Annotated in this window: 24 protein-coding genes; 12 read left to right on the top strand and 12 right to left on the bottom strand. The window is 73.3% G+C overall.

Annotated features, from left to right (window positions below; genetic code table 11):
- Positions 1 to 2: 2 nt before the first annotated feature.
- The 5 genes from IE265_RS26405 to IE265_RS26385 all read left to right on the top strand — a co-directional run bounded on the left by IE265_RS26405 (position 3) and on the right by IE265_RS26385 (position 3,649).
- Positions 3 to 182, top strand: coding sequence for a hypothetical protein (locus tag IE265_RS26405; RefSeq protein ID WP_190038179.1), 180 nt, complete (start codon positions 3 to 5; stop codon positions 180 to 182).
- A gap of 79 nt (positions 183 to 261) precedes the next feature.
- Positions 262 to 555, top strand: coding sequence for a Dabb family protein (locus tag IE265_RS26400; RefSeq protein ID WP_190038178.1), 294 nt, complete (start codon positions 262 to 264; stop codon positions 553 to 555).
- A 284-nt stretch (positions 556 to 839) separates the two neighbouring features.
- Positions 840 to 1,700 (top strand): RNA polymerase sigma factor SigF, encoded by an 861-nt coding sequence (locus tag IE265_RS26395; RefSeq protein WP_190038177.1) that lies wholly within the window; start codon positions 840 to 842, stop codon positions 1,698 to 1,700.
- 244 nt (positions 1,701 to 1,944) lie between these two features.
- Positions 1,945 to 2,838 carry an RNA polymerase sigma factor SigF gene (locus IE265_RS26390; RefSeq protein ID WP_190038176.1) on the top strand — a complete coding sequence of 298 codons (894 nt, stop codon included), beginning with the start codon at positions 1,945 to 1,947 and terminating at the stop codon, positions 2,836 to 2,838.
- 82 nt (positions 2,839 to 2,920) lie between these two features.
- Complete coding sequence (locus IE265_RS26385; protein WP_190038175.1) at positions 2,921 to 3,649, top strand: hypothetical protein; 729 nt, start codon at positions 2,921 to 2,923, stop codon at positions 3,647 to 3,649.
- An 18-nt stretch (positions 3,650 to 3,667) separates the two neighbouring features.
- On the opposite strand, the gene IE265_RS26380 is transcribed toward IE265_RS26385, so the two are convergent.
- The gene (locus IE265_RS26380) at positions 3,668 to 3,859 is read right to left on the bottom strand and encodes a hypothetical protein (RefSeq protein ID WP_190038174.1); all 192 of its coding nucleotides are present in this window, start codon (positions 3,857 to 3,859) and stop codon (positions 3,668 to 3,670) included.
- Between the two features lie 236 nt (positions 3,860 to 4,095).
- Between IE265_RS26380 and IE265_RS26375 the strand changes: the two genes are divergently transcribed.
- From IE265_RS26375 to IE265_RS26365, 3 genes are all read left to right on the top strand, one after another.
- Positions 4,096 to 4,677, top strand: coding sequence for a MarR family winged helix-turn-helix transcriptional regulator (locus tag IE265_RS26375; protein WP_190038173.1), 582 nt, complete (start codon positions 4,096 to 4,098; stop codon positions 4,675 to 4,677).
- A 95-nt stretch (positions 4,678 to 4,772) separates the two neighbouring features.
- Positions 4,773 to 7,274 carry an MFS transporter gene (locus IE265_RS26370; protein WP_466474558.1) on the top strand — a complete coding sequence of 834 codons (2,502 nt, stop codon included), beginning with the start codon at positions 4,773 to 4,775 and terminating at the stop codon, positions 7,272 to 7,274.
- Positions 7,275 to 7,352: 78 nt separating this feature from the next.
- Positions 7,353 to 8,183 carry a YceI family protein gene (locus IE265_RS26365; RefSeq protein WP_190038171.1) on the top strand — a complete coding sequence of 277 codons (831 nt, stop codon included), beginning with the start codon at positions 7,353 to 7,355 and terminating at the stop codon, positions 8,181 to 8,183.
- 148 nt (positions 8,184 to 8,331) lie between these two features.
- On the opposite strand, the gene IE265_RS26360 is transcribed toward IE265_RS26365, so the two are convergent.
- Complete coding sequence (locus IE265_RS26360) at positions 8,332 to 9,060, bottom strand: GAF and ANTAR domain-containing protein (protein ID WP_190038170.1); 729 nt, start codon at positions 9,058 to 9,060, stop codon at positions 8,332 to 8,334.
- Positions 9,061 to 9,301: 241 nt separating this feature from the next.
- Here IE265_RS26360 and IE265_RS26355 point away from each other — a divergent pair, with 241 nt between their 5' ends.
- Complete coding sequence (locus IE265_RS26355) at positions 9,302 to 9,646, top strand: STAS domain-containing protein (RefSeq protein WP_190038169.1); 345 nt, start codon at positions 9,302 to 9,304, stop codon at positions 9,644 to 9,646.
- A gap of 36 nt (positions 9,647 to 9,682) precedes the next feature.
- Positions 9,683 to 10,147 carry a PPOX class F420-dependent oxidoreductase gene (locus tag IE265_RS26350; RefSeq protein ID WP_190038168.1) on the top strand — a complete coding sequence of 155 codons (465 nt, stop codon included), beginning with the start codon at positions 9,683 to 9,685 and terminating at the stop codon, positions 10,145 to 10,147.
- A gap of 182 nt (positions 10,148 to 10,329) precedes the next feature.
- Here the strand turns inward: IE265_RS26350 and IE265_RS26345 are convergent, their stop codons facing one another.
- The 5 genes from IE265_RS26345 to IE265_RS26325 all read right to left on the bottom strand — a co-directional run bounded on the left by IE265_RS26345 (position 10,330) and on the right by IE265_RS26325 (position 17,632).
- Positions 10,330 to 11,226 carry a TetR/AcrR family transcriptional regulator gene (locus IE265_RS26345; protein WP_190038167.1) on the bottom strand — a complete coding sequence of 299 codons (897 nt, stop codon included), beginning with the start codon at positions 11,224 to 11,226 and terminating at the stop codon, positions 10,330 to 10,332.
- Positions 11,227 to 11,542: 316 nt separating this feature from the next.
- Positions 11,543 to 13,759: an ArnT family glycosyltransferase gene (locus IE265_RS26340; RefSeq protein WP_190038166.1), complete on the bottom strand. Its 2,217-nt coding sequence runs from the start codon at positions 13,757 to 13,759 to the stop codon at positions 11,543 to 11,545.
- Positions 13,756 to 15,243 carry a bifunctional glycosyltransferase family 2/GtrA family protein gene (locus IE265_RS26335; RefSeq protein ID WP_190038165.1) on the bottom strand — a complete coding sequence of 496 codons (1,488 nt, stop codon included), beginning with the start codon at positions 15,241 to 15,243 and terminating at the stop codon, positions 13,756 to 13,758. The genes IE265_RS26340 and IE265_RS26335 overlap by 4 nt, the downstream gene beginning before the upstream one ends.
- 14 nt (positions 15,244 to 15,257) lie before the next feature.
- The gene (locus IE265_RS26330; RefSeq protein WP_190038164.1) at positions 15,258 to 16,895 is read right to left on the bottom strand and encodes a sensor histidine kinase; all 1,638 of its coding nucleotides are present in this window, start codon (positions 16,893 to 16,895) and stop codon (positions 15,258 to 15,260) included.
- Entirely contained in the window at positions 16,892 to 17,632 is a 741-nt protein-coding gene (locus IE265_RS26325; protein WP_190038163.1) for a response regulator transcription factor, read from the bottom strand. Before IE265_RS26325 ends, IE265_RS26330 begins: the two co-directional genes overlap by 4 nt.
- 180 nt (positions 17,633 to 17,812) lie before the next feature.
- Here IE265_RS26325 and IE265_RS26320 point away from each other — a divergent pair, with 180 nt between their 5' ends.
- Positions 17,813 to 19,132: an outer membrane protein assembly factor BamB family protein gene (locus IE265_RS26320; protein ID WP_190038162.1), complete on the top strand. Its 1,320-nt coding sequence runs from the start codon at positions 17,813 to 17,815 to the stop codon at positions 19,130 to 19,132.
- 84 nt (positions 19,133 to 19,216) lie between these two features.
- Here the strand turns inward: IE265_RS26320 and IE265_RS26315 are convergent, their stop codons facing one another.
- The 4 genes from IE265_RS26315 to IE265_RS26300 form a co-directional block, all read right to left on the bottom strand.
- Positions 19,217 to 20,074 carry an amidohydrolase family protein gene (locus IE265_RS26315; protein ID WP_190038161.1) on the bottom strand — a complete coding sequence of 286 codons (858 nt, stop codon included), beginning with the start codon at positions 20,072 to 20,074 and terminating at the stop codon, positions 19,217 to 19,219.
- A 293-nt stretch (positions 20,075 to 20,367) separates the two neighbouring features.
- Entirely contained in the window at positions 20,368 to 20,730 is a 363-nt protein-coding gene (locus tag IE265_RS26310) for an antibiotic biosynthesis monooxygenase family protein (protein WP_190038160.1), read from the bottom strand.
- Positions 20,731 to 20,825: 95 nt separating this feature from the next.
- Positions 20,826 to 21,701, bottom strand: coding sequence for a DUF2797 domain-containing protein (locus IE265_RS26305; RefSeq protein WP_190038159.1), 876 nt, complete (start codon positions 21,699 to 21,701; stop codon positions 20,826 to 20,828).
- A gap of 104 nt (positions 21,702 to 21,805) precedes the next feature.
- Positions 21,806 to 22,216 (bottom strand): HGxxPAAW family protein, encoded by a 411-nt coding sequence (locus IE265_RS26300; RefSeq protein ID WP_190038158.1) that lies wholly within the window; start codon positions 22,214 to 22,216, stop codon positions 21,806 to 21,808.
- Between the two features lie 317 nt (positions 22,217 to 22,533).
- On the opposite strand from IE265_RS26300, the gene IE265_RS26295 reads away from it, so the two are divergent.
- Complete coding sequence (locus IE265_RS26295) at positions 22,534 to 22,965, top strand: MarR family winged helix-turn-helix transcriptional regulator (protein ID WP_190038205.1); 432 nt, start codon at positions 22,534 to 22,536, stop codon at positions 22,963 to 22,965.
- Positions 22,966 to 23,135: 170 nt separating this feature from the next.
- On the opposite strand, the gene IE265_RS26290 is transcribed toward IE265_RS26295, so the two are convergent.
- On the bottom strand, positions 23,136 to 24,635 hold the full coding sequence (locus tag IE265_RS26290) for an MFS transporter (RefSeq protein ID WP_190038157.1): 1,500 nt from the start codon (positions 24,633 to 24,635) through the stop codon (positions 23,136 to 23,138).
- Positions 24,636 to 24,654 lie beyond the last annotated feature (19 nt).

The following is a 24,654-nucleotide window of genomic DNA, read 5'->3' as shown; positions in this document are numbered from 1 at the left end:
CGATGGCGGTGAATTCGAAGAAGATCGCCGTCTACGTGGTCGTGGTCTTCGCGCTGTACGTGATCATCACCGACCCCGCCAAGGCCGCCGACTACGTGCAGATAGGCTTCGAGGGCATATCGAACGCCGCTCAGGCCGTCGGCGACTTCATGACGTGGATCGCGGACGGGGCGCCGGACTGACGGGCCCGGGGCCGGGAGCCGTCACCGCGACCGGGGGCCGGGCGGCATCCGCCGTCCCCCCGTCGCCCTGGGAGTGCACGTGATCCGCCACCTGGTCCTCTTCAAGCTCAACGACGGCGTGGTGCGGGACGATCCGCGCGTCGTCGAGGGTGTCGCCGCCTTCCGCGCGCTCGGCGGCCTGATCCCGGAGCTGGCGTTCTGGGAGTGCGGCTGGAACATCTCCGACCGCCCCGTCGCCCACGACTTCGCGATCAACTCGGCGGTCGAGGACGCGGACGCCCTCAAGCGGTACCTGGAGCACCCCGCGCACACGGCGGGCGTCGGCCTGTGGCGGGAGTTCGCCACGTGGGTGATCGCCGACTACGAGTTCTGAGCCGCGCCCCGCGCCCGGTCCCGGCCCCCCGCCCGAACGGCGGGGGGCCGTTCCCCGTCCCGGACCCGTCCGGGACCTGTCCCGGACCCGTTCCGGGACGCCGGTCCCCGCTCAACACGGTGTCGAACGGTGCTTGCACACAGTGCACATGTCTTGTGATGCTATGACCGCTTTTGACCGATGAGTTGACGCATTTGTCTGACGGTCTGCGTTGTGACGGTCCGCGCTGCGACGGACCGCGTGGTGACGGACTGCGTTCTGACGGACCAGAGGTGGAGTTGACCGTGCCGGCCAGTACTGCGCCTCAAGCACCGCCCCAGCAGAAGCCACAGGCGCTGGAGCGGATCGACGAGCCCGACGGGTCACAGGGGCCGCAACGGCGCCGCGGCGCCGACACCCGGGCCCTCACCCAGCTGCTGTTCGGCGAGCTCAAGGACCTCGAACCGGGCAGCCCCGAGCACGGCCGGGTGCGGACCGCCCTGATCGAGGCGAACCTGCCGCTGGTGCGCTACGCCGCCGCCCGCTTCCGCTCGCGCAACGAGCCCATGGAGGACGTTGTCCAGGTCGGCACGATCGGCCTGATCAACGCCATCGACCGCTTCGACCCCGAACGGGGCGTGCAGTTCCCGACCTTCGCGATGCCGACCGTGGTGGGCGAGATCAAGCGGTACTTCCGCGACAACGTGCGCACGGTCCACGTGCCGCGCCGGCTGCACGAGCTGTGGGTGCAGGTGAACAGCGCGACGGAGGACCTCACGACGGCCTTCGGGCGCGTGCCGACCACCGCCGAGGTCGCCGAGCGGCTGCGGATCACCGAGGAGGAGGTCCTGGCCTGCATCGAGGCCGGACGCTCCTACCACGCGACCTCCCTGGAGGCCGCCCAGGAGGGCGACGGGCTGCCGGGGCTCCTCGACCGGCTCGGCTACGAGGACCCGGCCCTGGACGGCGTGGAGCACCGCGACCTCGTACGGCACCTGCTCGTGCAGCTTCCGGAGCGCGAGCAGCGCATCCTCCTGCTGCGCTACTACAGCAATCTGACGCAGTCCCAGATCAGCGCGGAACTGGGCGTGTCGCAGATGCACGTGTCAAGACTCCTCGCCCGCAGCTTCGCCCGGCTCCGATCCGCAAACAGGATCGAGGCGTAGCTCGGGAGAGCGAATCGCTCTCAAGGCCTTTTCACGACGTTTCTGCGGTGATAAACCGTCAGACCCCCTTTTTCCAGGGCCTATTCACCCCTTCAGTGTCGACATGTCACTACAGCGTGTTGCCGACATGTGACATTCTTCCGCTGACGCGTTTGCCGCAGCCCCGCCTCCGGTATTCAGGTGGAGGCTGCGTTCCTTCGACGGGAGCGTCCGCCGCGACCGTCCGCGACCCAAAGGGGGTGGCATGTCCGCAGACCAGGGCAGCTCGAAGGTGCTCACGCTCACGAAGAGCGAATCCGCGCCCGACGCGCTTCAGAGTGTCGATGTCCCGGCCGTCCCGGCCCCGGAAGCCCCGGCCTTCCCCCCGACCCCGGAAGTCATCGACACCCGCACGCTGTCCCGCTCCCTGTTCCTGCGGCTCGCCGCACTCGACGAGAACAGCCCCGAGCGCGCCTACGTACGGGACACACTGATCGAGCTCAACCTCCCGCTGGTGCGTTACGCCGCCGCCCGGTTCCGGTCGCGCAACGAGCCCATGGAGGACATCGTCCAGGTCGGCACGATCGGCCTGATCAAGGCGATCGACCGCTTCGACTGCGAACGGGGCGTCGAGTTCCCCACGTTCGCGATGCCGACGGTCGTGGGCGAGATCAAGAGGTTCTTCCGGGACACGTCGTGGTCGGTGCGGGTGCCGCGCCGGCTCCAGGAGCTGCGGCTGGCCCTCACCAAGGCCAGTGACGAGCTCTCCCAGAAGCTGGACCGCTCCCCGACCGTCGCCGAACTGGCCGTCGCTCTCGGGGTGTCCGAGGAGGACGTGGTCGACGGCCTCGCGGTCGGCAACGCGTACACGGCCTCCTCGCTCGACTCCCCGGCGCCCGAGGACGACGGCGGCGAGGGCTCCCTCGCGGACCGCCTCGGCTACGAGGACACTGCCCTGGAGGGCGTCGAGTACCGCGAGTCCCTGAAGCCCCTGCTGGCCAAGCTTCCGCCCAGGGAGCGGCGGATCATCATGCTGCGCTTCTTCGCCAACATGACGCAGTCGCAGATCGGCGAGGAGGTCGGGATCTCGCAGATGCACGTCTCCCGGCTGCTCACGCGGACCCTGTCGCAGCTGCGGGAGGGACTCATCTCCGACTGAGTCGCCACCGGGCCCCGCCGCGATCGGGGCGGGAACCATCCCGGGGGTTCAGAATTGACGGACCGTCAGCCATACTGCCGCGATGCGTCGTCAGGTGGTGCGCGATTCGATGAGCGGTCGCCGTGGTGCCCTTGGGGGTGCCGCGGCGACCGTCGTCTGCCTGGGCATGGTCCTCGTCGCCTGCGGAGCCGGGGGCGGCGGTCCGGGCCGGGTCGCCGTGCAGCGGCCCCCCGCGCCGGGCGGAGCGGTGGCGCCCACCGGCGAGGTGGAGTTGACGCCGCTCGACGGCCCGTCGGCCGCCGACGGGCCTGCCGGTGACGGGAGTTCGCGGGGGCCGGCCGCCCCGGACACCGGCGGGGGCCCGTCCGCGTCCGGGGCGGACACGGGACCGGACCGGGACGGAGCCCGTACGGCACCGGCGCGCGGCGGCGATTCCGTTCGCCCGAGCGGGAGTTCGGCCCCGGGGGGACCGTCCGGCGCCCCCTCGGCGACGACCGCGCCCCGCCCGGCGGCACTGAGCACGGGTACGCCCGAGCGCGAACCCGCGGACCGTCGCTGGTGCGAGAAGGTCACCGTCGGCTTCCGCAACACCGGGGGCACCGCGGTGCGTTCGGGCACGGTCACGTTCGGGACGCACATCATCGGGGCGCTCGGCACCGACTGGGCGACCGTGGAGTCGACCGAGGAGCTGCCGGTGCCGATCGCCGCGGGCGGGCACACGGAGAGGACCTGGACGGTGTGCGTCGACGCCTGGCGGGTTCCGCTGGGCATGCACGTCGAGACGCGGGACGTGTCCGTCCGGTGGGAGTAGGGCCGCGCCCCGCCCCTGTTACGCCAGCGCGAGCCAGGCGACGACGGCCACGACGACGACCACCGCGATCACGCCGGCGATGAGGCCGACGCGGGGGCCGGCCGGGGCCGCCTGCTGCTGACGGCCCTGCGGGTCGTCGACGAACGCTCGGAACATCTGGGTGCTACCCGCGGGGTCGTAGTTGCCCTCGGGGCCCTGGGTGTTTGCCATGGACCGGACCTTAGCGAATGTCCGCAGGCCGCCCAAGTGCCGGGGCCCCCGAAGGACGCCGGCCGCGGAGCCGGGCGGCCGTTCCGCGGATACGGTCCGCACCTGCCCCCACCAGCGGCTTTACACCCGCCCAGACTTCGCTTTACCAAGGTTTTAGCCCGCTCCGCCCGTTTTAGTTTGCCTGCAGCAACCAACTGTTTCTATGGTTGCCTCAAGCAACAAAATAGGGAGGTGCCATGGCCGCTCGGGGTCAGTACGAGGAGCTGGCCAGGCAGCTCAGTGCCATCGGCGCGGTGAAGCGAGGCCTGGGCAGAGTCCTCCCGCACGAGTGCCCGGCCGGTTCGGCCGCGGTGCTCAACCTGCTGGACCGGCACGGCGAGATGCGCATGAGCCGGCTCGCGGAACTGCTCGCCATCGACATGTCGGTGACGAGCCGGCACGTGGCGCACGTGGCGGAGCGCGGCTGGATCGACCGGTCCCCCGACCCCGCCGACAAGCGGTCGCGCATCCTGCGGCTCACCCCGGCGGGCCGGGACATGCTCGCCGACCTCTCCGAGCGCTACATGAACGCGCTCGCCCACTACTTGGCGGACTGGACCGACGACGAGGTCGACCGGCTCAACGCCCTGCTGGGACGGCTGCGCGGCAGCTTCGGCGACTGCCGGCCCGTACCGGCCGCCGCGCTCCGGCCGCCCCCGCCGCCCGTGCTCGACCCGTCCCCGCCGCCCGCCCCCAGGACGGCGGACGCGCCCGCGCCGGCACCGCTCCCGGTGCCCGATCCGGTGCCGGCCGAGCGGACCACCCGTACACCCGTATGAAGCACCACAAGAAAAGGAAGCCCATGGCAACGACCACACCAGCAGGTGTGCGGGGCTCTCACGCCAAGCACGGAGGCGCCCCCGAGGGCACTCCGATGACCCACCGGCAGATCATGGAGGCCCTCTCCGGGCTGCTGCTCGGCATGTTCGTCGCGATCCTGTCGTCGACGATCGTCTCCAACGCCCTTCCGGAGATCATCGGCGACCTCGGAGGCGGCCAGTCGGCCTACACCTGGGTCGTCACCGCCGCCCTGCTGTCGATGACCGCGGCCACACCCCTGTGGGGCAAGCTGGCCGACCTCTACAGCAAGAAGGCGCTCGTCCAGATCGCGCTGGTGGTCTACGTCCTCGGATCGGCCGCCGCCGGCCTGTCGCAGAACGCCGGCATGCTCATCGCCTGCCGCGTCGTGCAGGGCATCGGCGTCGGCGGCCTCTCCGCGCTGGCGCAGATCGTCATGGCGGCCATGATCTCCCCGCGCGAGCGCGGCCGTTACTCCGGCTACCTCGGTGCCACCTTCGCCGTCGCGACCGTGGGCGGTCCGCTGCTCGGCGGCGTCATCACCGACACGAGTTGGCTCGGCTGGCGCTGGTGCTTCTACGTCGGCGTGCCCTTCGCGGTCATCGCGCTGATCGTGCTCCAGAAGACCCTGCACCTGCCCGTCGTGAAGCGGGACGTCAAGGTCGACTGGAACGGCGCGTTCCTTGTCTCCGCCGCCGTCTCGCTGCTGCTGCTCTGGGTCACCTTCGCGGGTGACAAGTACGACTGGCTGTCCTGGCAGAGCGGCGCGATGGTCGGCGGCTCCGTCCTGCTGGGCCTGCTCTTCGTGCTCGTCGAGTCGAGGGCCGCGGAACCGATCATCCCGCTGCGCCTCTTCCGCAACCGCACCATCGCCCTGTCGTCGATCGCCTCGCTCTTCGTCGGCATCGCGATGTTCTCCGGCACGGTCTTCTTCAGCCAGTACTTCCAGCTCGCCAGGAACGAGTCGCCCACCATGTCCGGTGTGCTGACCATCCCGATGATCGGCGGCCTGTTCGTCTCCTCCACCGTCTCCGGCCAGATCATCACCAGGACGGGCCGGTGGAAGGCCTGGCTGGTCGCGGGCGGCGTGCTGATCACCGCGGGCCTGGGCCTGCTGGGCACCATCCGGTACGACACGGACTACTGGAAGACCGCCGTCTTCATGGCGCTGCTGGGCCTCGGCATCGGCATGATGATGCAGAACCTGGTGCTCTGCACGCAGAACCAGGTGGCACCGCGGGACCTCGGCGCCGCCAGCTCCACGGTCACCTTCTTCCGCTCCCTCGGCGGCGCGATGGGCGTCTCAGCGCTGGGCGCGGTGATGGCCCACCGGATCACGGACTACGTCAAGGACGGCCTGTCCGGCATCGACCCGAAGTACGCCGCCGCGGCGGGCTCGGGCAACGGCAGCATCCCGGACATGGACGCGCTGCCGGCTCCGCTGCGCGCGGTCGTGGAGAGCGCGTACGGGCACGGCATCGCGGACGTGTTCCTGATCGCCGCCTGCACGGCCCTGCTCGCCCTCGTCGTCACGCTGTTCATCAAGGAGGTGCCGCTGCGCACCTCGGGCGCGCTCGCCCAGGCCGCGTCCGACGGGCCGGCCGGCGCCGAGGCCCAGGTCGCCGGCGGCGCGACGGTCCCGTCGGAGGCCGTCGCGGCCACGGAGGCCGTCGCGGGCGCGCCGGCGGCGGAGGGCCTCCCCGGCGCATCCGTCGCGGACTCCGGCACGGCTGCCGGCGCCCAGGGCTCCCCTCGGCCCGCGGCCGTCGCCACCGCCACCGCCACCGCCCTCGACGGGCCCGGCGGCGCCGGACCGGGCGGGATCGCGGTGCACGGCTTCGTGCGCGGCGCCGAGAACGCGCCCGTCCCCCGGGCCGCCGTCACGCTGATCTCCCTCGGCGGACGCCAGCTCGGCCGCTCGGTCGCGCAGGCCGACGGCGCCTACGCGCTGGACGCGCCCGGCACGGGCTCGTACGTCCTGATCGCCTCCGCCGACGGCTTCCAGCCGCAGGCCTCGACGATCGTGGTGCACGACGGGCCGGTCGCGTACGACGTGCTGCTGAGCGGCACGAGCGGGCTGAGCGGTGTCGTGCGGGCCGCCGCGGACGGGGGTCCCGTCAAGGACGCCATGGTCGTGGTGACCGATGTGCGCGGTGACGTGCTGGCCACCGGATCCACCGGTGAGCAGGGCGAGTTCGCGGTCGCGGAGCTGGTTCCCGGCACCGTGACCGTCGCGGTCAACGCCGCCGGGCACCGGCCGGTCGCGCTGCCCGTCGACGTCGGAGGCACCGGGGTCACCCGGGTCGAGGTCGAACTCAGCGCCGGCGCGCGGCTCCAGGGGGTCGTCCGTGCGCCCGGCGGTCCGCTCGCCGACGCGCGGGTCACGCTCGTCGACGCGGCGGGCAACGTGGTCGGCTCGGCCAGGACCGGCACGGACGGGGCGTACGCCTTCACCGATCTGGACGGCGGCGAGTACACCGTCATCGCGACCGGCTACCCGCCGGTGGCGACCGCGCTGACCGTCACCGGCGGCGGGGCGGACGGCCACGACATCGAACTCGCCCACCCCGGCGAGTAGTCGGGACCCCGGCCCGTGGGGCGTGCTCCTGGCGGAGGCACGCCCCGCGGGCCGGTCCACTGCGAGGAGTTGCGAGACATGGGACTGACCGCGCGGATCCGTACGAAGGACGGATGGGCCGTCTCGCACGCGGTCGTGACGGTGACGGACATGACGGGCGCCCAGGTGGTCCGGGCCGAGGCCGACCCCGAGGGGGTCGTCCGGGACGGGACCGCGCTGGCGCCGGGGGCGCACACCGTGATCGTGACAGCGGTCGGGTACGCCCCCGTCGCGTCGAGCGCGATCGTCACGGCGAGCGGGCGCGCCGAGGTCGGCACGGTGACGCTGGCACGGCGGGGCGGGACGGAACTGCCGCCGCCCGGGGCATGGACCGTCGACCCGGCGCACTCGTCGGTGGGCGCGGTCGCCCGGCATCTGGGGATCTCCAGCGTGCACGGGCGGTTCACGGAGTTCACGGCCCGCATCGGGATCGCGGCGGGGGACGTGACAGCCTCCCGGGTGGAGGCCGTGATCTCGGCGGCCTCGATCGACACGGGCAACGCCCTGCGCGACGAGCACCTCAGATCGCCCGACTTCCTGGACGCGGCGGCCCACCCGGAGATCACCTACCGCTCCTCGGGCCTGGCGGCGGCCGGACCCGACCGCTGGACGGTGCGCGGCGAACTCGGCATGCGCGGCGTCGTGCGCCCGGTGGACCTGGACCTCGCGTACCTCGGCACCGGTCCGGACCCGTGGGGCGGCACCCGTGCCGCGTTCCGGGCCACGGCGGAGCTGCGCCGGGAGGATTTCGCGATGCACTACAACCAGGTGGTCCGGGCCGGCATCTCGGCCGTCGGCGCGACGCTGCGGGTGGAGCTGGACGTCCAGGCGGTCCGGGGTACGGACCTGCCGGCGGCACCGGCGGCCTGACCCGCCGCCCCACCTTCCAGCGCCCGCCCAGGACCGTGCGCGTGTCCGGGGCCGTGCGCGTGTCCGGGGGCGGGCCGCCCACGCCCGCCGGACCGGCCGCGTCCGCCCGGCTTCCTCCCCGGCGCCCGGCACCCCGGACCGGCACGCCTCAGTCGCGGCTCGTGGCGTCGACGATCCGCCGGGCCAGGTCGCGCAACTTGACGTTCTCCCGCTGGGAGGTCCGTACGAGGCTGTCGAAGGCCTCCGCCGCGTCGATGTCGAGGCGTTCCATGAGGATGCCGGTGGCCTGCCCGATCAGGTCCCTGGTGCGCATGGCCTCGGTGAGCTGCTCGCGCACCGTCGCCGATTCGAGGGCGATGCCGACCTGGGTGGTGAACATCCTGCCGATACGGGTCGCGGACTCGTCGAACGCCCTGGGTTTGCGCGCGTACGCGGTCAGGACGGTGATCTTCCGCCGGTCGGCGCGCACCCGCAGCGAGAGCACCGATCTCAGCCCCAGGTCGGACAGGGCGGGCTCGCCCTCGTCGTCGCCGGACGCGCTGTCCTCGATCCGGGCGATCGGGGTGGTCCACAGCCGGGTCCAGTGCGGGTGCTGGTCGCGGCCCCCGTTCAGCGCGTCGGCGGAGCGGACAACCTCGTCCGTCCAGGCAAGCGTCTGGTGACGGGCCGTGCGTTCGATGACGGAGATGCCCGCGTGCTCGGCCCCCGGAAGGATGTGCACGGCGAGCCGGACGGCGGTCCGCAGGGTGTTGCGCGGACCGGATGTCTCGTGCAGTTCCCGAGCCACCACCGTCAACGTCTCGGCCAGCCCGAACCCCTCGGAAAAAGGGGGCAATTCAGAAAAATCAGTCGCAGCCACCACGAACCTCTTCGGCATGCACGACCCCGGACCCCGTCGTCCGTGGGACGACAGACCCCGGCGGCCATGCGCAGGAGAGCTCCGCAGCACATTCCCGACTGCGAGCACAGGATGAACAGCACTTTAGCTGCTCCGATGGGGTGAGGGCGCAGCTCTTCGAACGCACTACCGATCTCACCCCCGCGCGTGGTGAAATGGCTCATACAGGTCAGGAAGCGGCCTCATCTGAATCCGGACGAATGTCTGCCAGGTGAGTGGTGTGCCCTTGTTCCCCAGCCCCCGCGATCTGCCGGGATGCACGCTGCTGGCGTTCCCCCGGGAAATCGACCTTCTCAACGCCGAATTCCTCTTCCTCGGCACCATGGACGTGGTGGACGCCCGCCGGGGACGGCTGCGGCGGCTCGTCCTGGACCTGACCGGTACGGACTTCATGGACTCCCAGGGCGTCCGGGTGATCTCCGACGTCCGCGGCAGGCTGCCCCGGAGCTCCGAACTGCGGGTGGCGGCACGGCCCGACGGGGCGGCGGTCCGGGTCCTGGAACTGACCGGACTGCGCCGGGACGTCCCGGTGTACGACTGCCTGGCGGAGGCCGTGGCCGCGTAGCGCCGGGCGGAGCCGGCCGCGTCCTAGGCTGACGCCATGGCACCGAACATCGCAACGAACACCGTTGTCTCCCTGGACGAGTTGCTGGACTTCGTACGCCCCCGCCACCGCGCCGTCCTGCTCACCCGCCGGGCCGACGGCGGCCCTCAGGGTTCGCCCCTGACCTGCGGGGTCGACGACTCCGGGCGCATCGTCGTGTCGACCTACCCGGAGCGCGCGAAGACCCGCAACGCCCAGCGGGACGAGCGGGTCAGCCTCATCGTGCTGAGCGACGACTGGAACGGGCCCTGGGTCCGGATCGACGGGACCGCCGAGGTCATCGACGCCCCGGACTCGGTGGAGCCGCTCGTCGAGTACTACCGGAACATCGCGGGGGAGCACCCGGACTGGGACGAGTACCGCCGGGCGATGGTCCAGCAGGGCAAGTCCATCATCAGGATCACCCCGGCCGAGTGGGGCCCGGTGGCCACGGGCGGCTTCCCCGCCCGCCTGGCGCCGTAGCCGTTCCGGCCCGCCTGGCGTCGTGGCGCGTCGGCCCGCGGGGCGGTCGGCGCGGTCGTCGTGGCGCGTCGGCTCACGGGGCGGTCGGCGCGGTCGGCGGGCTGGTGGCCGGCGGGCGGACGGCCGGCGGGGCCCCCGGTACGGCTCCGGTCGGCGTCCTCCGGGGGCGCCGGCGCCCGCCGTCAGCCGTCCGCCGCCGGACCGTCCCGCCCCGGACCGCCCCGCCCCGGACCGCCGTGCGCCGGGCGCGGCCCGGACCGGGCGACCATCGCCTCGACACCGGCCACCAGCAGTTCCAGCGCGAACGTGAAGTCGCGCTCCCGCATCTCCTCGACGGTGTCGCCGCCGCGGGCCTTCATGAGGTCCGCGACGCTCCCGTGGTCCTCGGCGAACCGCGGGTGGTCGGCCAAGGCGGTCATGGCCTGGTGGAAGTACTCGTCCTGCGTCGTCCCGGCCGAGGCGCACCGCAGCACGAAGTGCCCCTCGATCGTGCCGAATCCGTACACGAACTGGAGGACGGCGGCGATGGCGCCGGTCTGGTCGCGCAGCGGCAGGCCCGTGTCGCGCACCACCTGCTGCACGCGCTGCGAGAAGGCCACGGAGTGCGGTCCGATGTTGAGGAACGTGCCGGCCAGCGGCGACACCCACGGGTGCCGCACGAGCAGGGCCCGGTAGCCGGCGGCGAGCGCCCGCAGCCGGTCACGCCAGTCCCCGCCGTCCCCGGCCGGGTCGCCGTCCCCGGCCGCGTCCCCGACCGGGTGCCGGACGGACCCCTCGCCCGCATCCGGCGGTTCCAGTTCGCCGTACGCCGCGTCCAGGGCGAGTTCGAGCAGGTCGTCCTTGGTGTCCACGTACCAGTAGACGGACATGGCCGTCACGTTCAGCTCGGCGGCCAGCCGGCGCATGGAGAAGCCCGCGAGCCCCTCCGCGTCCAGCAGCCGTACCGCCGCCCCGGTGATCCGGTCCCGGTCGAGCGACGACGGCCGGCCGCCCCGGGCGCCCCCGCCCCGCGGTGCCCTGTCCTCCAGCCAGACGCTGCTCCGTGCCGGACGCCCGGCCCGGTCGGCTGCCCTCACCATCGCGCACCTTCCTCGGAACTCCTGCGGAGGAGGCGCCCCGTACCCGCTGGGCGCGACCTCCCCGTCGGCGCGCCGCGCACGCCGGCTCCCGTCGGGCGGGGGCCGCCGGACACGACCCGGGCGGGCCTCCGACCGGCACCGCCACCGCGGAGTGTGCCCGCTCGGCCCGCCGGAGCAACGCCGCGGCCGGCAGCCCGCCGGGGAGCACGGCGCCGAGGACCGCGGCCCCAGCCCACTGCCGAACTCCTGCGGTGCAGAACAGGTGCCGTGCGGCCCTCCGGAGGCGGACGGGGCGGAGGCCCGGGAGCCGCCTCCGTCAGCCGCTCACCGGCTGCGTCAGGTCGTAGAACGTGGACGAACCCGCCGTCACCTCCTTGAAGTTCTCCTGCACCCACGTGCTGATCCGCGAGCCGGAGCCGGAGTCGCCTCCGCCGCCGCCCATGGAGCCCGTGGCGATGAAGTAGTGGATCCTCCCGTCCTCCACGTACTGCTTGAACTCGGCCAGGGTCGGCGACGGGTCGCTGCCGTTGAACCCGCCGATCGCCATGACCGGTTCGCCGGTGGAGAGTTGGTGGCCTGCCGCGTTCTGCGCGCCTATCGCCGCCGCGACCCAGGTGTAGTCGCCGGAGTCCTTCTTCAGCAGTTCCCTGGCCTCGGAGTCGACGCTCGCGCCGTTGAGCAGGCCGCCCATGCCGCCTGCGCCCATGCCCCCGCCCTCGCCGTTCGCCCCGCCGGGCATGCCGCCCGGCCGGTTCCCGCCGCGCCCCTGGGCACTGTTGCCGTTCTGGCCGTTCTGGTTCTGGCCGCCGCCGGGGAACCCGCCGGTCGGCGGGCCGCCCGTACCGCCGCCCTGCTGGTTCTGCCCCGGCATGCCGCCACCGCCCGGTCCGCCGCCCATGCCGCCACCGCCCGGTCCGCCGCGGCCGCCGGAGACGGCCGGGCCGGCCGTCACGATCGAGCCGGTGTGGCCCTCGCCGAGGGTGGTGAGGCTGTACGCCGTCGGCCCCGCGAGGGCCGCGGCGACGCTCAGGCCGGCCACGGCCGCCGCGAGCCGGCGTCCGATCCGTGCGAGGAGGACGAGGAGGACGAGGCCGAGCGCGGCGGCCAGTCCGCCGACCAGCACCAGCCACTTCAGCCAGGGCAGGTAGTCGGGGGAACGGTCGAGGAGGACGTACCCCCACGCCGCGGTGGCCGTCACGGCGGTCGCCGTCGCGAACGGGACCCAGGTCCGCGAGCGCTCCTTCCAGAGGGTGCCGGCGCCCATGCCGATGACGGCGGCGACGTACGGGGCGAGGGCCACCGTGTAGTACTCGTGGAAGATGCCCTGCATGTAGCTGAAGACCACCAGGGTGATCAGCAGCGAGCCGCCCCATGCGAGGAACGCGGCCCGGACCGTGTCCGTCCGCCCGGCCCGTCGGGTGAGGAAGAGGCACGCGACGAGGAGGATCAGAGCCGCCGGGATCAGCCAGGAGATCTGGCCGCCGGTGGACGAGCCGAACATCCGGTCCCAGCCGGTCTCCCCCCAGCCGCCGCCCTGGCCGCCTCCGACACTGCCGGTCTCCTCGCCGTTGATGCGGCCGAGCCCGTTGTAGCCGAAGGTCAGTTCGAGGAAGGAGTTGTTCTGCGAGCCGCCGACGTACGGGCGCGAGGAGGCGGGCCACAGCTCGACGAGGGCCACCCACCAGCCGCCCGCGACGATCAGCGACAGCCCCGCGAGGAGGATCTGCCCGATCCGCCGGCGCAGGGTCGTCGGCGCGAGCCGCACGTAGACGAGAGCCAGCGGCGGGAGGATCAGGAAGGCCTGGAGCGTCTTCACCAGGAAGGCGAGGCCGACGGCCGCCCCCGCCAGGACCAGCCACTTCGTCCGCGCCCCCTCCAGGGCGCGCAGCACGCAGTGGACGGTGACGGCCATCAGGAGCGCGAGGGCCGCGTCCGGGTTGTTGAAGCGGAACATCAGCGCGGCGACCGGGGTCAGCGCGAACACCGCCATGGTCAGGAAGCCCGCCGCCGCGCCGAACCGCCGGCGCACGGACGCGTACAGCACTCCCGCCGTGGCGACGGCCATCAGTACCTGCGGGAACAGGACCGCGAAGGAGTTCAGGCCCAGCAGCCGCACCGACAGGGCCATCGGCCACAGCGAGGCGGGCGGCTTGTCGACCGTGATGGCGTTGGCCGGGTCCAGGGAGCCGAAGAAGAAGGCCTTCCAGCTCTGGCTGCCGGCCTGGACCGCCGCGGAGTAGAAGGAGTTGGCGTAACCGGAGGCCGTGAGGTTCCAGGTGTAGAGCGCGCCGATGAGCAGCAGCGCGACGAGGAACGCGGGACGCACCCCGCGGTGGTCCTCGGGCCGACCGCGCAGGAGGCGGCGTACGAAGGGCTCCTTCGGGCCGTCACCGCCGGGGGTGCCCGCGGTGGTGGCCCCGGGCTCACGCACCGCGCCCGCGCCGGGCGGATCGGGCGGGCCCCAGACGGGTCGCGCGTCCCCGGCGGGAGCGTTGCCTCCCTGACGGGTCGTACCGGACCGGGTCGTCGTCATCGTGCGTCCCTCGAATCGTGAGTGTTCGGGCGCACCGGCCGCGCGTGCGCGGTGGCGTCCCCCCAGGTGCGGTCCGCGTCCTCGGCGGCGCGGTGCCGGTCGGACTCGTACGGCCGCTGCGAGCCGTACGGCCGCGTCCCGCCGTACGGCGGGACGAGCGGCACCGGCGTCCGCGCGGGCGGGCCGGGGGTGTGCGCGGGCGGGCCCGGGGTCTGCGCGGCGACGACGGCCGACGCCTGCGCGCCGGACCGGTCGGGGAACACCCAGGCCCGGAGGAGCAGGAAGCGCAGCACCGTCGCTGCGAGGTTGGCGGCGACGAGCACCACCAGTTCGGTGGAGTGCGCGGGATCGTCCGTCGCCGCGCTCAGGGCGGCGAGCGAGCCGCTGGTGAGGGCGAGTCCGATGCCGAAGACCACCAGGCCCTGCGCCTGGTGCCGCATCGCCCGGTCGCGGCCCCGCACACCGAAGGTGAGGCGCCGGTTGGCCGCCGTGTTGGCGACCGCCGAGACCAGCAGGGCGAGGGCGTTGGCGGTCTGCGGCCCCGCGAACGTACGGAAGCCGCTGTAGAGGAGCAGGTAGAACAGCGTGGACAGGACGCCGACCACGCAGAACCCGACGAGCTGGCGGGCGAGCCCCGTCGGTACGCCCCCGATCTCACGGTCGCGCGGGTCGTCGCCGAACGGCCGCGCGAGCCGGTCGAGCGCGAGCGAGCCGGTGGCGAGCGCGCGCCCCACCCGCCACACGCCCTTGAGGTCGTCGGCCGCGGTGCTCACGATGTGCACGGTCGAGTCCGGGTCGTCGACCCAGTCGACCGGCACCTCGTGGATGCGCAGACCCGCCCGCTCGGCGAGGACCAGCAGCTCGGTGTCGAAGAACCAGCCGCTGTCCTCCACGAGGGGCAGCAGCACCTGCGCCACATCGCGCCGGATGGCCTTGAAGCCGCACTGCGCGTCGGAGAACCGGGCCTGGAGGGAGCCCCGCAGGATCAGGTTGTACGAGCGCGAGACGAGCTCCCGCTTCGCGCCCCGCACCACCCGGGAGGACCGGGCGAGCCGTGAGCCGATCGCGAGGTCGGAGTGGCCGGAGATGAGCGGGGCGACCAGCGGCAGCAGGGCGTTGAGGTCGGTGGAGAGGTCGACGTCCATGTAGGCGAGGACCGGGGCGTCCGACGCCGACCAGACGGTGCGCAGCGCCCTGCCGCGGCCCTTCCGCTCCAGCCGGGTCGAGACGACCTCGGGCATCTCCGCCGCCAGCCGCGCGGCCACCAGCGGTGTGCTGTCCGTGGATGCGTTGTCCGCGACGGTGATGCGGAAGGCGTACGGGAAGGTGCGCGCCAGGTGCTCGCGCAGTCTGCGCACGCACGGCTGGAGGTCCTTCTCCTCGTTGTGGACGGGGATCACCACGTCCAGGACGGGCGTGCGGGCATGTCCGGCCGGGAGGTGCTCCCGCGCCGGCAGCGTGCCGGAAGAGGGTTCGGTTCGCATGACGACGACTGTCGTCAGGCGCCCTGTCGCGCCCATGTGGTCGTGCTGTGCTGCGCCTGTGAGTACCGTCGCGCGTACGGGACTTCCGGCACGGGGGGCTCGTCGGAGCCGTGCCCGTGGGACGCGAGCGCGGGCAGGTGCACCGTGAAGACGGTGCGACCCGGCACGCTGTCGACGGTCACCTCGCCGCCGTGCGCGACCGCGACGGCCTGCACGATGGCGAGCCCGAGCCCCGTCGACCCGGAGGCGCGCGAGCGCGAGGAGTCGCCCCGCGCGAACCGTTCGAAGACGTGCGGGAGCAGGTCCGGCGGGATGCCGGGGCCGTCGTCCCGGACGTCGACGCAGACCCGGCCGTCCCGGCGGTGCACGCGCGCGGTCACGGTCGTGCCGGGTGGCGTGTGCGTGCGCGCGTTGGCGAACAGGTTCACCATGACCTGCTGCACCCTGGCGGCGTCGGCCGGCACGAGCGCGGGTTCGTCGGGCAGTTCGAGCCGCCAGTTGTGTTCGCGCCCGGCGGCGCGGGCGTCGCTCACTGCGTCCACGACCAGCGGGGACAGGTCGGTGGGCTCGTAGGAGAGGGGCCGCCCGGCGTCGAGCCGGGCGAGCAGCAGCAGGTCCTCGACGAGACCCGTCATCCGCCCGGCCTCGGATTCGATGCGGCCGAGCGCGTGCCGGGTGTCGGGGCCGGTCTCCTCCCTTCCGCGGCGCGTGAGTTCGGCGTACCCGCGGATCGAGGCGAGCGGGGTGCGCAGCTCATGGCTCGCGTCGGCCACGAACTGCCGTACGCGGGTCTCGCTCTCCTGGCGGGCGTGCAGGGCTCCGTGGACGTGGTCCAGCATCCGGTTCAGCGCGGCGCCGACCTGGCCGACCTCCGTGTGGGGGTCGGTCTCGGACTCCCGGACCCGCTCGTCGAGCGTCACCTCGCCGCTGTGCAGGGGGAGTTCGGACACCCGGGTGGCGGTGGCTGCGACCTTGCGCAGCGGCCGCAGGGCCACCGTCACGAGGACCGATCCGGCGATGCCGGCGGCCACGAGGCCGGCCGCGGTGACGCTCACCTCGACCAGGATCAGCGTGTGGATGGTGGCGACGACGGCCTCGGTGGGCAGGGCCACGTAGAAGTCGCCGCGGTCGCCCGACACGTACATGACGTGGTACTCGCCGTATCCGGGGATGTCCACGGTGTGTATGCCGGTCTTCGACACGGAGGCGATCGCGGCGGTGGCCGACTCCCTGATCCCCTTCGGGACGAGGACGGTGTTGTCGGACGGGTCCTCCTTGGCGATCACCGCCTCGGACACCCCGCCGTTCGCGCCCACCCGGGCGGCGATGGTGTCCTCCTGCGTCTGGCCCTTCGTCACGAAGCCGAGCGGGTCGTTCTGCGACGTGTCGCCGAGCGGGCCCTCGGGGCCGCCGCCCGGCTGTACGCCGTCGGGGGCCGTGCTGTTCCGCGGAGGGTCGGCGGCACGCTTGCCGACCTCGGTCAGCGAGGTGTCGAGCTGCTTGTAGAGGTGCTGCTCCAGCGCGATCGTCGTCACCGTGCCGATCACCGCGCACACCACCGCGATCAGCGCGACGGCGGAGACGACGAGCCGGGTCCGCAGGGTCCGCGGCTGCCCGCGCCGCCGCGCACGCGGCCGTCGCCGCCCGCTCACGACACCGCGGGCTTGATCAGGTAGCCGGCGCCGCGCCGGGTGTGGATCATCGGCTCGCGTCCCGCGTCGATCTTGCGCCGCAGGTAGGAGATGTACAGCTCGACGACGTTGGCCTGGCCGCCGAAGTCGTACGACCACACGCGGTCGAGTATCTGCGCCTTGCTGAGCACCCGGCGCGGGTTGCGCATCAGGAACCGCAGCAGCTCGAACTCGGTCGCCGTGAGGTGGATGCTGTCGCCGCCGCGCGACACCTCGTGGCTGTCCTCGTCCAGGGCGAGGTCGCCCACGACGAGGACGGACTCCGAGCGGCGGTCGGCGGCACCGGCGCGGCGGATGAGCCCGCGCAGCCGCGCCACGACCTCCTCGAGGCTGAACGGCTTGGTCACGTAGTCGTCGCCGCCCGCGGTGAGCCCGGCGATCCGGTCCTCCACCGCGTCCTTCGCGGTCAGGAACAGGACGGGCACGTCCGGCAGCTCCCGGCGCAGCCGGCCGAGGACGGCCAGGCCGTCCATGTCGGGCAGCATCATGTCGAGCACCACGGCGTCGGGCCGGAACTCGCGCGCGGTCTGCACCGCGCCCGTCCCGTCACCCGCGCTGCGAATCTGCCAGCCCTCGTAGCGCAGGGCCATCGACAGCAACTCGGTGATCGACAACTCGTCGTCCACCACCAGCACGCGGACGGGGCTCCCGTCCGGCCTCAGCAGTTCGGTGCGCCCCTGGGGCGAGGTCGTGGTCATGCCCGACAGGTTGCTCCGCGGCTCTGAGAGCACGCTTTCGGGAACCTGTGTTTTCCCTGAGAAACGCACAGGAGCCTCTCGGGGAACCCGCCCGGCAACTCCTTGATCCGCGGTCGGCGATGGGGGACGATCCGTCAACCGCCGGTGCACGGCGGGGAATCGGGTCCGTGGGGGGCTGCCGTGGCGCGTGGGGAACTGCCGAAGCTGCTGCTGGGGGACCCGGCGCCTCCACCGTGGGAGAGGCACCTGTTGTACGCGGCGATGGCGATCGTACTCGCCATGATCCCGCTGGTCCTCCTCCAGCAGGACCGGGACGACCTCGTCACCGGGGCTCAGGGTTCGCTGCCGGCCGCCCTCGGCACGGAGGCGCCCGTGGCACCCGACCACGTCGTACGCCGGAAGACCCACCTCGACGAGGTCCTGGTGGGCGGGCTGGCCGTCCATTCCACGGACGCCGGCCTCAAGGCCGCCGACGCGCGCACCGGCGAGGAGTTCTGGCACTACGAGCGCGGGGACGTCGACTCCGCGGCAGCGCTCTTCGACGTGTCGGACCGCACGGTGGTGAACGCGTACTGGGACGGCGAACTGGTCGGCGTCGACCTGCGCACGGGCAGGCGGCTGTGGCGCGAGACGGTACGCGACGACGGGATCTTCCAGGCGGTGGACCTCGTCGGCGGCCAGGCCCTCACCCAGACGACGGGTGCCGTGCGCGCCTACGACGAGCGGGACGGCCACAGCCTGTGGACGATGCGGGCACCCGCCTCGTGCAAGGACCTGGTCGTCCCCGCCGCGTACGCCCTGCCGGACCACCTGACCGTGCTGGGGGTCATCTGCGACCGGCACAGGTTCGCCACCAGGTCGAAGGTCGAGGAGTACAACCTCCTGATCGGCGTCGACAACCGCAGTGGCGAGGCCCTCTGGCAGCAGCCCATCGGGGACCCGAAGCTCATCACCCGGGCCGGCGACCGGACTCTGTCCGTCCCGACGCTCCACGACGGGGCGGAGGAGGACCGACTGCTCGACGTCGACCGCGGGGGGACGACCCCGCGCGCCGTGTCCCTGCCCCGAAGCTGGGACCGGGTCGGTTCGGAGAGCGGCACGGTCCTGCTCGTCGACGGCACCCCGGAGGAGGGCCTCGACGACCGACGCGCCACCGCCCTGCGCGGCTACGACACCGGGAGGAGCCGCACCGTCTGGAGACTGGAGGCACCGGCCGGCCAGGAGTACGGGAAGGCGGTGATCGCCGACGGACGGGCCTATGTCGTACGCCAGCCGTTCGTCACCGGGTCCGAGAAGGGCCGCCGCGTCCGCGGCGAACTGCTCGTCCTCGACACCGGCACCGGAGACGTGCTCCACACCCTGAGGTTGCCGGTCATGGCCGTGCCGGACGAGTACTGGGACGACCAGGGCGTGACACTCGACGTCCGTGACGTCGTCGGCGGGGCGGTGGCCGTCCAGTGGGAGGAGGGCAACGGAGACCTGCTGGTCGCCACCGGCTGACCCGGCCGGCGGCTCCGGTCCCGCTCGGCGTGCCTGGCTGCCGCCTGCCGGGCCGGACCGCTCTCCCGTCGGCCGCGCCGGCCGTCACAGCCCGAACAACCGCGCCCCGTTGTCGTGGCAGACCGCCCGCAGCCAGTCGTCGCCGAGGTCCAGCCGCTCCAGCGCGCGCAGTTGGTGCCCGTACGGATAGGGGATGTTGGGGAAATCGGTCCCCAGCAGAATCCGGTCGCCCAGATCGGCCAGCCGGGGCAGCGCCCGCCGCGGGAAGGGGGCGAACCGCTCGCTGAAGTCCGTGAACGCCATCGTCGTGTCCAGCCGCAGCTCCCCGTACCGCTCCGCGAGACCGAGGAAGTCCTCGTACTCCGGCATCCCCATGTGGGCGACGACCAGCCGCAGTCGAGGATGCCGGGCGAGCACCCGGCCGATCGGCTCCGGTCCGGTGTGCTTGCCGGGCGAGGGCCCGGAGCCGCAGTGGATCACGACGGGAACGCCGGCGTCGGCGAGCAACCCCCATGCCTCGTCGAGCAGTTCGTCGGCCGGGTCGTACGCCCCGACCTGGACGTGCGCCTTGAGGACCCGCGCCCCGTCCTCCAACGCCCGTCCCACGTAGGCCGCGGCGCCCGGCTCCGGGAACAGGGTCGAGGTGTGCAGGCAGTCCGGGGTCCTGCGCGCGAAGTCGACGGCCCACTCGTTGAGCCACTCGGCCATGCCCGGCTTGTGCGGGTAGAGCATGGCGGTGAAGGCCCGCACGCCGAACCGCCGGAGCGTTCCGATCCGTTCGAGTTCCTCGGCCCGGTAGGTGATGGGCCACGCGAGACCGCCGGTGAGCGGCCCGAGCGCGTCGAAGTACGCCCAGACCTTCTCCAGGACGCGCTCCGGCATGAAGTGCGTGTGCACGTCGACGAGGCCGGGAAGCCCCAGCTCCTCCCAGAACCGCCGCACGTCGTGAGTCGCGGCTCGATCCGCCGCTCCGGCATCCGCGTCGGCTGCGGCGTGGGCTGCGGTTGCGGGGTCGGCGGCGGCATCCGCGTCGGCTCCGGCATCCGCGGCGGCCGTGGCGTCGACTCCGGCTGCGGCGTCGGTTCCGGACGGGTCCGCGGCCGAGCCCGGTCCGCGGGACGCGGGATCTCCGGCGGCGGCGCGGGGCGCGACTCCCCCTCCCCCGGAGGAGTCGGCCACTCCGCGGGGGAAGCCGGTTCCGGTTCCCGCACCCGCTTCCCCTCCGCCGGTCCCGCTCACCGGGCCGGCTCCCGCACGAAGGCGTGGCTGCGCTCGACCTTGGCGACGTGCAGGGTGTAGCTCTCGTACCACTCCGCCCGGCCGCGCTTCTGCGCCGCGCGGTGCTCGATGTCGCTCCGCCACAGGTGCAGGGCGTCGGCGTCACGGAAGTATCCGACGGTGATGGACAGCCCGCCGGGGGAGTCCGCGTGGTCCATCCCGAGGTACCCGGGAATCCGGCTCACCAGTTCCTCCATGCGCTCGGCGGTCGCTCCGTACTCTCCCGGGGCGCTCGTGGCCGTCGTCTTCACCGACGTGAAGACGACGGCGTAGTACGGCGGTTCGTACGCGGTGACTGGTGCTGCGGGCTGATCGCTCATGGCGTCCACTCTCGGGTCGGCACGCTCACGGCGTCCAGCACGTTTGCCAAAGGGGGTCCAGGAGGGATCGATCTCTTGACCATCCGGTCGCCTCCTCAGAACAGCCCGTCCTGCACGCCTCCGAACTCCCGGACGGGCAGGCCGACCACGGCCCCTCCCGCGACGTCGGCACCGCCGGCGCTCAGCTCCCACCCCGCCATCAGCCGCGTGTCGAGGACGACGACCCCCCGGCCGGTCCTCAGATGCAGGTCGGGGCCGGCCGCGGCGACCAGCTCACCGCCGACGCCCCCACCCGCCGCGAGCCCGCCGATCACTCCCACGGCCGGTGGCAGCCCGTCAAGCCCGAAGGCGGCCGCGTGGTCGACGGCCTCGAACGGCATCCGCTCCAGCGCCTCCGGCCAGGCGCTCAGCCCGACGGCCCTCCCGTGCAGTTCGCGCACCTCCGCCGCGCGCGCCTCAGCCCCGGGCAGGGCGCCGCGCACGGCACGCTTGGCGTCGTAAGCGATCCGGTCCGGCACCCCGAGGGCCGTGCGCAGCAGCTCCTCGCTGCGCCTGGCGGCCATCAGCGGCCCCTGCCCGAGCATGCTGAAGACGACGGCTCCCTGCTCCAGGAGCCGGGCCGACCCGCGTGCGACCGCGGTGATCCCCACCTTGACCATCCCGGGTCCGAACCACGCGAGGTAGACGGAGTACGGCCGGGGGTCGTCGGGGACGGCGTCCGCCGCCACCGAGTGCGCCCGGTCCAGCCGGGCGCACTCCTCGCAGCGGGCACCGACGGTGCGCGCGGGCACCTCGGCCGCGTGGGGGCAGCCGTGCCCGCGCGCCCCGACGCAGCGCCGCACACCCCCGTCGACCACGGTGAACGCGATCCTCTTCCCCCATGGCAGCTCACTGCGGCGCCCCCCGTCCCACGTCAGCACGGGAGCCCCGTCGACCCAACGGAGTCCCGCGCACTTCCAGACCTGTGCCATCACTCGCGAGCGTAGAGGGCGGCACTGACATCGGCGGAGCCGAGCGGTTCCTCACAGTGACGGTGCGGGGCTTTCAGCGGGCCCACGCGGGAGTCCGCCGTTCCTCAGGACGCCGCCGTCGTGCGTCCGGCCGACACGACACCCGCACCGACCGCACCGCCATCGACGGCCGCAGCGGCAGCACCTGCCGCGGCAGCTTCGACAGCCTCCGCGGGACGCCCCCGGCCGGCCAGCCGGCACCCGACGCACCCGGGGTGCCCCTCGCGCGCGCCGCGGTCCCTCACCCGCCAGCCCCGCTCGGCGGGCGGCCTGATACCGGGCGGCTTCCCCCAGCCCGTCAGATGGAGTCCCCAGGTCACGAGCACGGAGAGAGCCACGACGCCCAGCCCCAGCCAGAGCCCCGCCGCGGACGACAGGCACATGCCCACTCCGGCGACCGTGGACCCGGCCACGGCGACGGCACACCCGGTCCACCCTGCGACGGTGTGCCCCTCGTCATGCTGATGCCCGCTCATGATGCGACCCTCCGGCCTGTCCGGCGATAGAATGCCTTAGCAAGTAAGGAATTTATCTCACGCGCTAAGGGAATTCAATGGCAGCCACGGGCGGCGGGTACGCGGAGGGCCGGGACCGGCCACGGGGGAGCGGGCCCGCGGCCCCGGAGAGCGGTGGCCGGACGGAGTCGGAGAGCGGCGACCCGACGGCTCCGGGGAGCGGCGGCCCGACGGAGTCCGGGAGCAGCCCCGCCCGGGCCGGCGACTCCCCCGGGACGGGCACAGCCCCCGCCCGGGCGGGCCGCCCGGGTGCGACTCCCGCGCAGGCCCTCCACGCGATGGACGGCCTCATCGCCACGAGCATGTTCGGCCAGCAGGAGATGGCCCAGCGGCTGGGGCTGAACGTCACCGACCTGACCTGCTTCGGATACGTCCTGGAAGCCGGCGAGAACCTCGTCACCGCGGGCGACCTGGCCGCCCGCGCCCACGTCACCACCGGCGCGGTCACCGGCATCCTCAACCGTCTGGAACGCGCCGGGTACGTCACCCGCCGCCCCGACCCCGCCGACCGCCGCCGCGTGCGCATCGCCCCCGTACCGGACGCCGTCGCCCGCGTCACGGCCCTCTACGGCCCGTACTACGCCCGTCTGAACGCGCAGTTCGACGACTACTCCCCCGAGGAGGTCGCCGTCCTGCACGACTGGTTCACCCGGACCCGGGAGCTGATGAGCGACCACCTCGACGGGATCCGCCGGGGCACGGCGTGCTGAAGGACCGTCCGTACGCCCGCGACCGCCCTCGCGCACCCGAACGGCCGCCCGTACGTCCGGCACCGGGACGGCGGGCCCCGTGGGCACCGCGACTGCGCGCCCGGGGCGCGTGGTCCCAGCACGCGTGATCCCGGTGCGCCGGACCACCCGGCGCCCTCACACCCGGTGCCTCACCGGCGTCCGACGGGGACGGTGTGCGCGTGCGAGGCCGCCGCCGCCCCGTAGGCGCCGGGCGCGGCCCTGCGCCGCCGGGCGCGTACCGCTAGGACGGACAGCAGCATGCCCGTCCCGGACGCCACCGCGAGCAGCAGGCAGGCTCCGGACAGGCCCGCCGCGAGCGCGTCCGCGGCCCCGTCCCCGTCCGAGCGCCGCGACTCCCCCAGCGTCGCGTTGACCGTCGCCACGGCCGCCGTGAACGCGGCCGCGCCGATGTACCGGGCCATGTTGGAGATGCCGGAGGCCGCCCCGACGTCGTCGGCGGACACGGACGAGGTGGACGCCGAACTCGCGGGACCGTTGACGAGTCCCAGGCCCGCGGCCAGGAGCACGAGCGGCAGGACGAACGCCCCGTACCGCCAGTCGCCCTGGACGAACACGAGCAGCGCGCAACCGGCCGTGGCAGCCGCGAAGCCGGCGGCGAGCACGGGGCCGATGCCCAGCCGTTGGACCATCCGGGGGATGAGCGGTGTCACCGCGATCAGCCCCACCGTCGCGGGCAGCGTGGCGAGGCCCGCCTCGAACGGGCTCAGCCCGAGCGTGGCGGGGTTCTGGAAGTAGAGGCTGACGAGGTACATCAGACCGTTGATGACACCCGCGCTCAGCAGGATCGCGACCGTCGCTCCGATCAGCACGCGGTCCTTCAGCAGCCGCAGGTCCACGAGCGGTGCCTCGACCCGCCGCTCCACCGCGACGAACGCGACGGCGGACACCAGCGCCACCGCGAAGCATCCGAGCACCGCTGCCGACGCCCAGCCCCAGGACGCGCCCTCGCTCAGCGCGAGCAGCGCCGGCGCGAGCACGGCGGCGATCAGCAGGGTTCCGGCGAAGTCGATGGAGCGGCTGCGCGCGGGGTCACGGGACTCGGCGACGCCCTTGAGGGTGATCGGGACGCAGGCCAGCGCGATCCCCGCGTCGATCCAGAAGAGGCCCTGCCATCCCGTGCCGTCCACGAGCACACCGCCGACCAGCGGCCCGGCCGCGGCGCCGACCGCCGAGGCGCCGCCCCACAGGGTCACCGCCCTCACCTGGCCCGCTCCCGAGGTGGACACGGACAGCAGACTCATCCCGCACGCCAGGATCGTCGCCCCCGCCGCGCCCTGGATCGCCCGGCCCGCGATCACACCGGCGCCGCTGCCGGACAGCGCGATCAGCACGCAGGAGGCGATGAACAGGGCGAGGCCGCCCAGGAAGACGAGCCGCCGCCCGAACACGTCGCCGAGCGCCCCCGAGGTGACGATCACCGCGGCCCCCACCAGCGAGTACCCGGTGACGGCCCACTGCAGGACGTCGAGCGAGGTGCCGGTGTCCGCGCTGATCGCCGGGAGCAGGATGCTCACCGCCGAGGTGTTCGCGTTGACGACGAGGGTCGAGACGCAGGTCGCGATCAGTACGGCGACCGGGGCCGACCGGACGGCGTCCCCCGGTAGCGCTCCACCTGCCTGGGCTTCCACACAGGCAGGTTCACACGCA

This window comes from Streptomyces fructofermentans, assembly GCF_014651055.1.
Classification (GTDB): domain Bacteria; phylum Actinomycetota; class Actinomycetes; order Streptomycetales; family Streptomycetaceae; genus Streptomyces; species Streptomyces fructofermentans.
The sequence above is the reverse complement of the archived record's forward strand: the minus strand, read 5'-3'. Positions and strand labels throughout refer to the sequence as shown.

Coding starts and splice junctions, on each gene's coding strand:
- IE265_RS26405 (WP_190038179.1), top strand. CDS start 3: ATGGCGGTGAATTCGAAGAAGATCGCCGTCTACGTGGTCGTGGTCTTC.
- IE265_RS26390 (WP_190038176.1), top strand. CDS start 1,945: ATGTCCGCAGACCAGGGCAGCTCGAAGGTGCTCACGCTCACGAAGAGC.
- IE265_RS26385 (WP_190038175.1), top strand. CDS start 2,921: ATGCGTCGTCAGGTGGTGCGCGATTCGATGAGCGGTCGCCGTGGTGCC.
- IE265_RS26380 (WP_190038174.1), bottom strand. CDS start 3,859: ATGGCAAACACCCAGGGCCCCGAGGGCAACTACGACCCCGCGGGTAGC.
- IE265_RS26375 (WP_190038173.1), top strand. CDS start 4,096: ATGGCCGCTCGGGGTCAGTACGAGGAGCTGGCCAGGCAGCTCAGTGCC.
- IE265_RS26370 (WP_466474558.1), top strand. CDS start 4,773: ATGACCCACCGGCAGATCATGGAGGCCCTCTCCGGGCTGCTGCTCGGC.
- IE265_RS26365 (WP_190038171.1), top strand. CDS start 7,353: ATGGGACTGACCGCGCGGATCCGTACGAAGGACGGATGGGCCGTCTCG.
- IE265_RS26360 (WP_190038170.1), bottom strand. CDS start 9,060: ATGCCGAAGAGGTTCGTGGTGGCTGCGACTGATTTTTCTGAATTGCCC.
- IE265_RS26350 (WP_190038168.1), top strand. CDS start 9,683: ATGGCACCGAACATCGCAACGAACACCGTTGTCTCCCTGGACGAGTTG.
- IE265_RS26345 (WP_190038167.1), bottom strand. CDS start 11,226: ATGGTGAGGGCAGCCGACCGGGCCGGGCGTCCGGCACGGAGCAGCGTC.
- IE265_RS26340 (WP_190038166.1), bottom strand. CDS start 13,759: ATGACGACGACCCGGTCCGGTACGACCCGTCAGGGAGGCAACGCTCCC.
- IE265_RS26335 (WP_190038165.1), bottom strand. CDS start 15,243: ATGCGAACCGAACCCTCTTCCGGCACGCTGCCGGCGCGGGAGCACCTC.
- IE265_RS26325 (WP_190038163.1), bottom strand. CDS start 17,632: ATGACCACGACCTCGCCCCAGGGGCGCACCGAACTGCTGAGGCCGGAC.
- IE265_RS26310 (WP_190038160.1), bottom strand. CDS start 20,730: ATGAGCGATCAGCCCGCAGCACCAGTCACCGCGTACGAACCGCCGTAC.
- IE265_RS26305 (WP_190038159.1), bottom strand. CDS start 21,701: ATGGCACAGGTCTGGAAGTGCGCGGGACTCCGTTGGGTCGACGGGGCT.
- IE265_RS26300 (WP_190038158.1), bottom strand. CDS start 22,216: ATGAGCGGGCATCAGCATGACGAGGGGCACACCGTCGCAGGGTGGACC.
- IE265_RS26295 (WP_190038205.1), top strand. CDS start 22,534: ATGGACGGCCTCATCGCCACGAGCATGTTCGGCCAGCAGGAGATGGCC.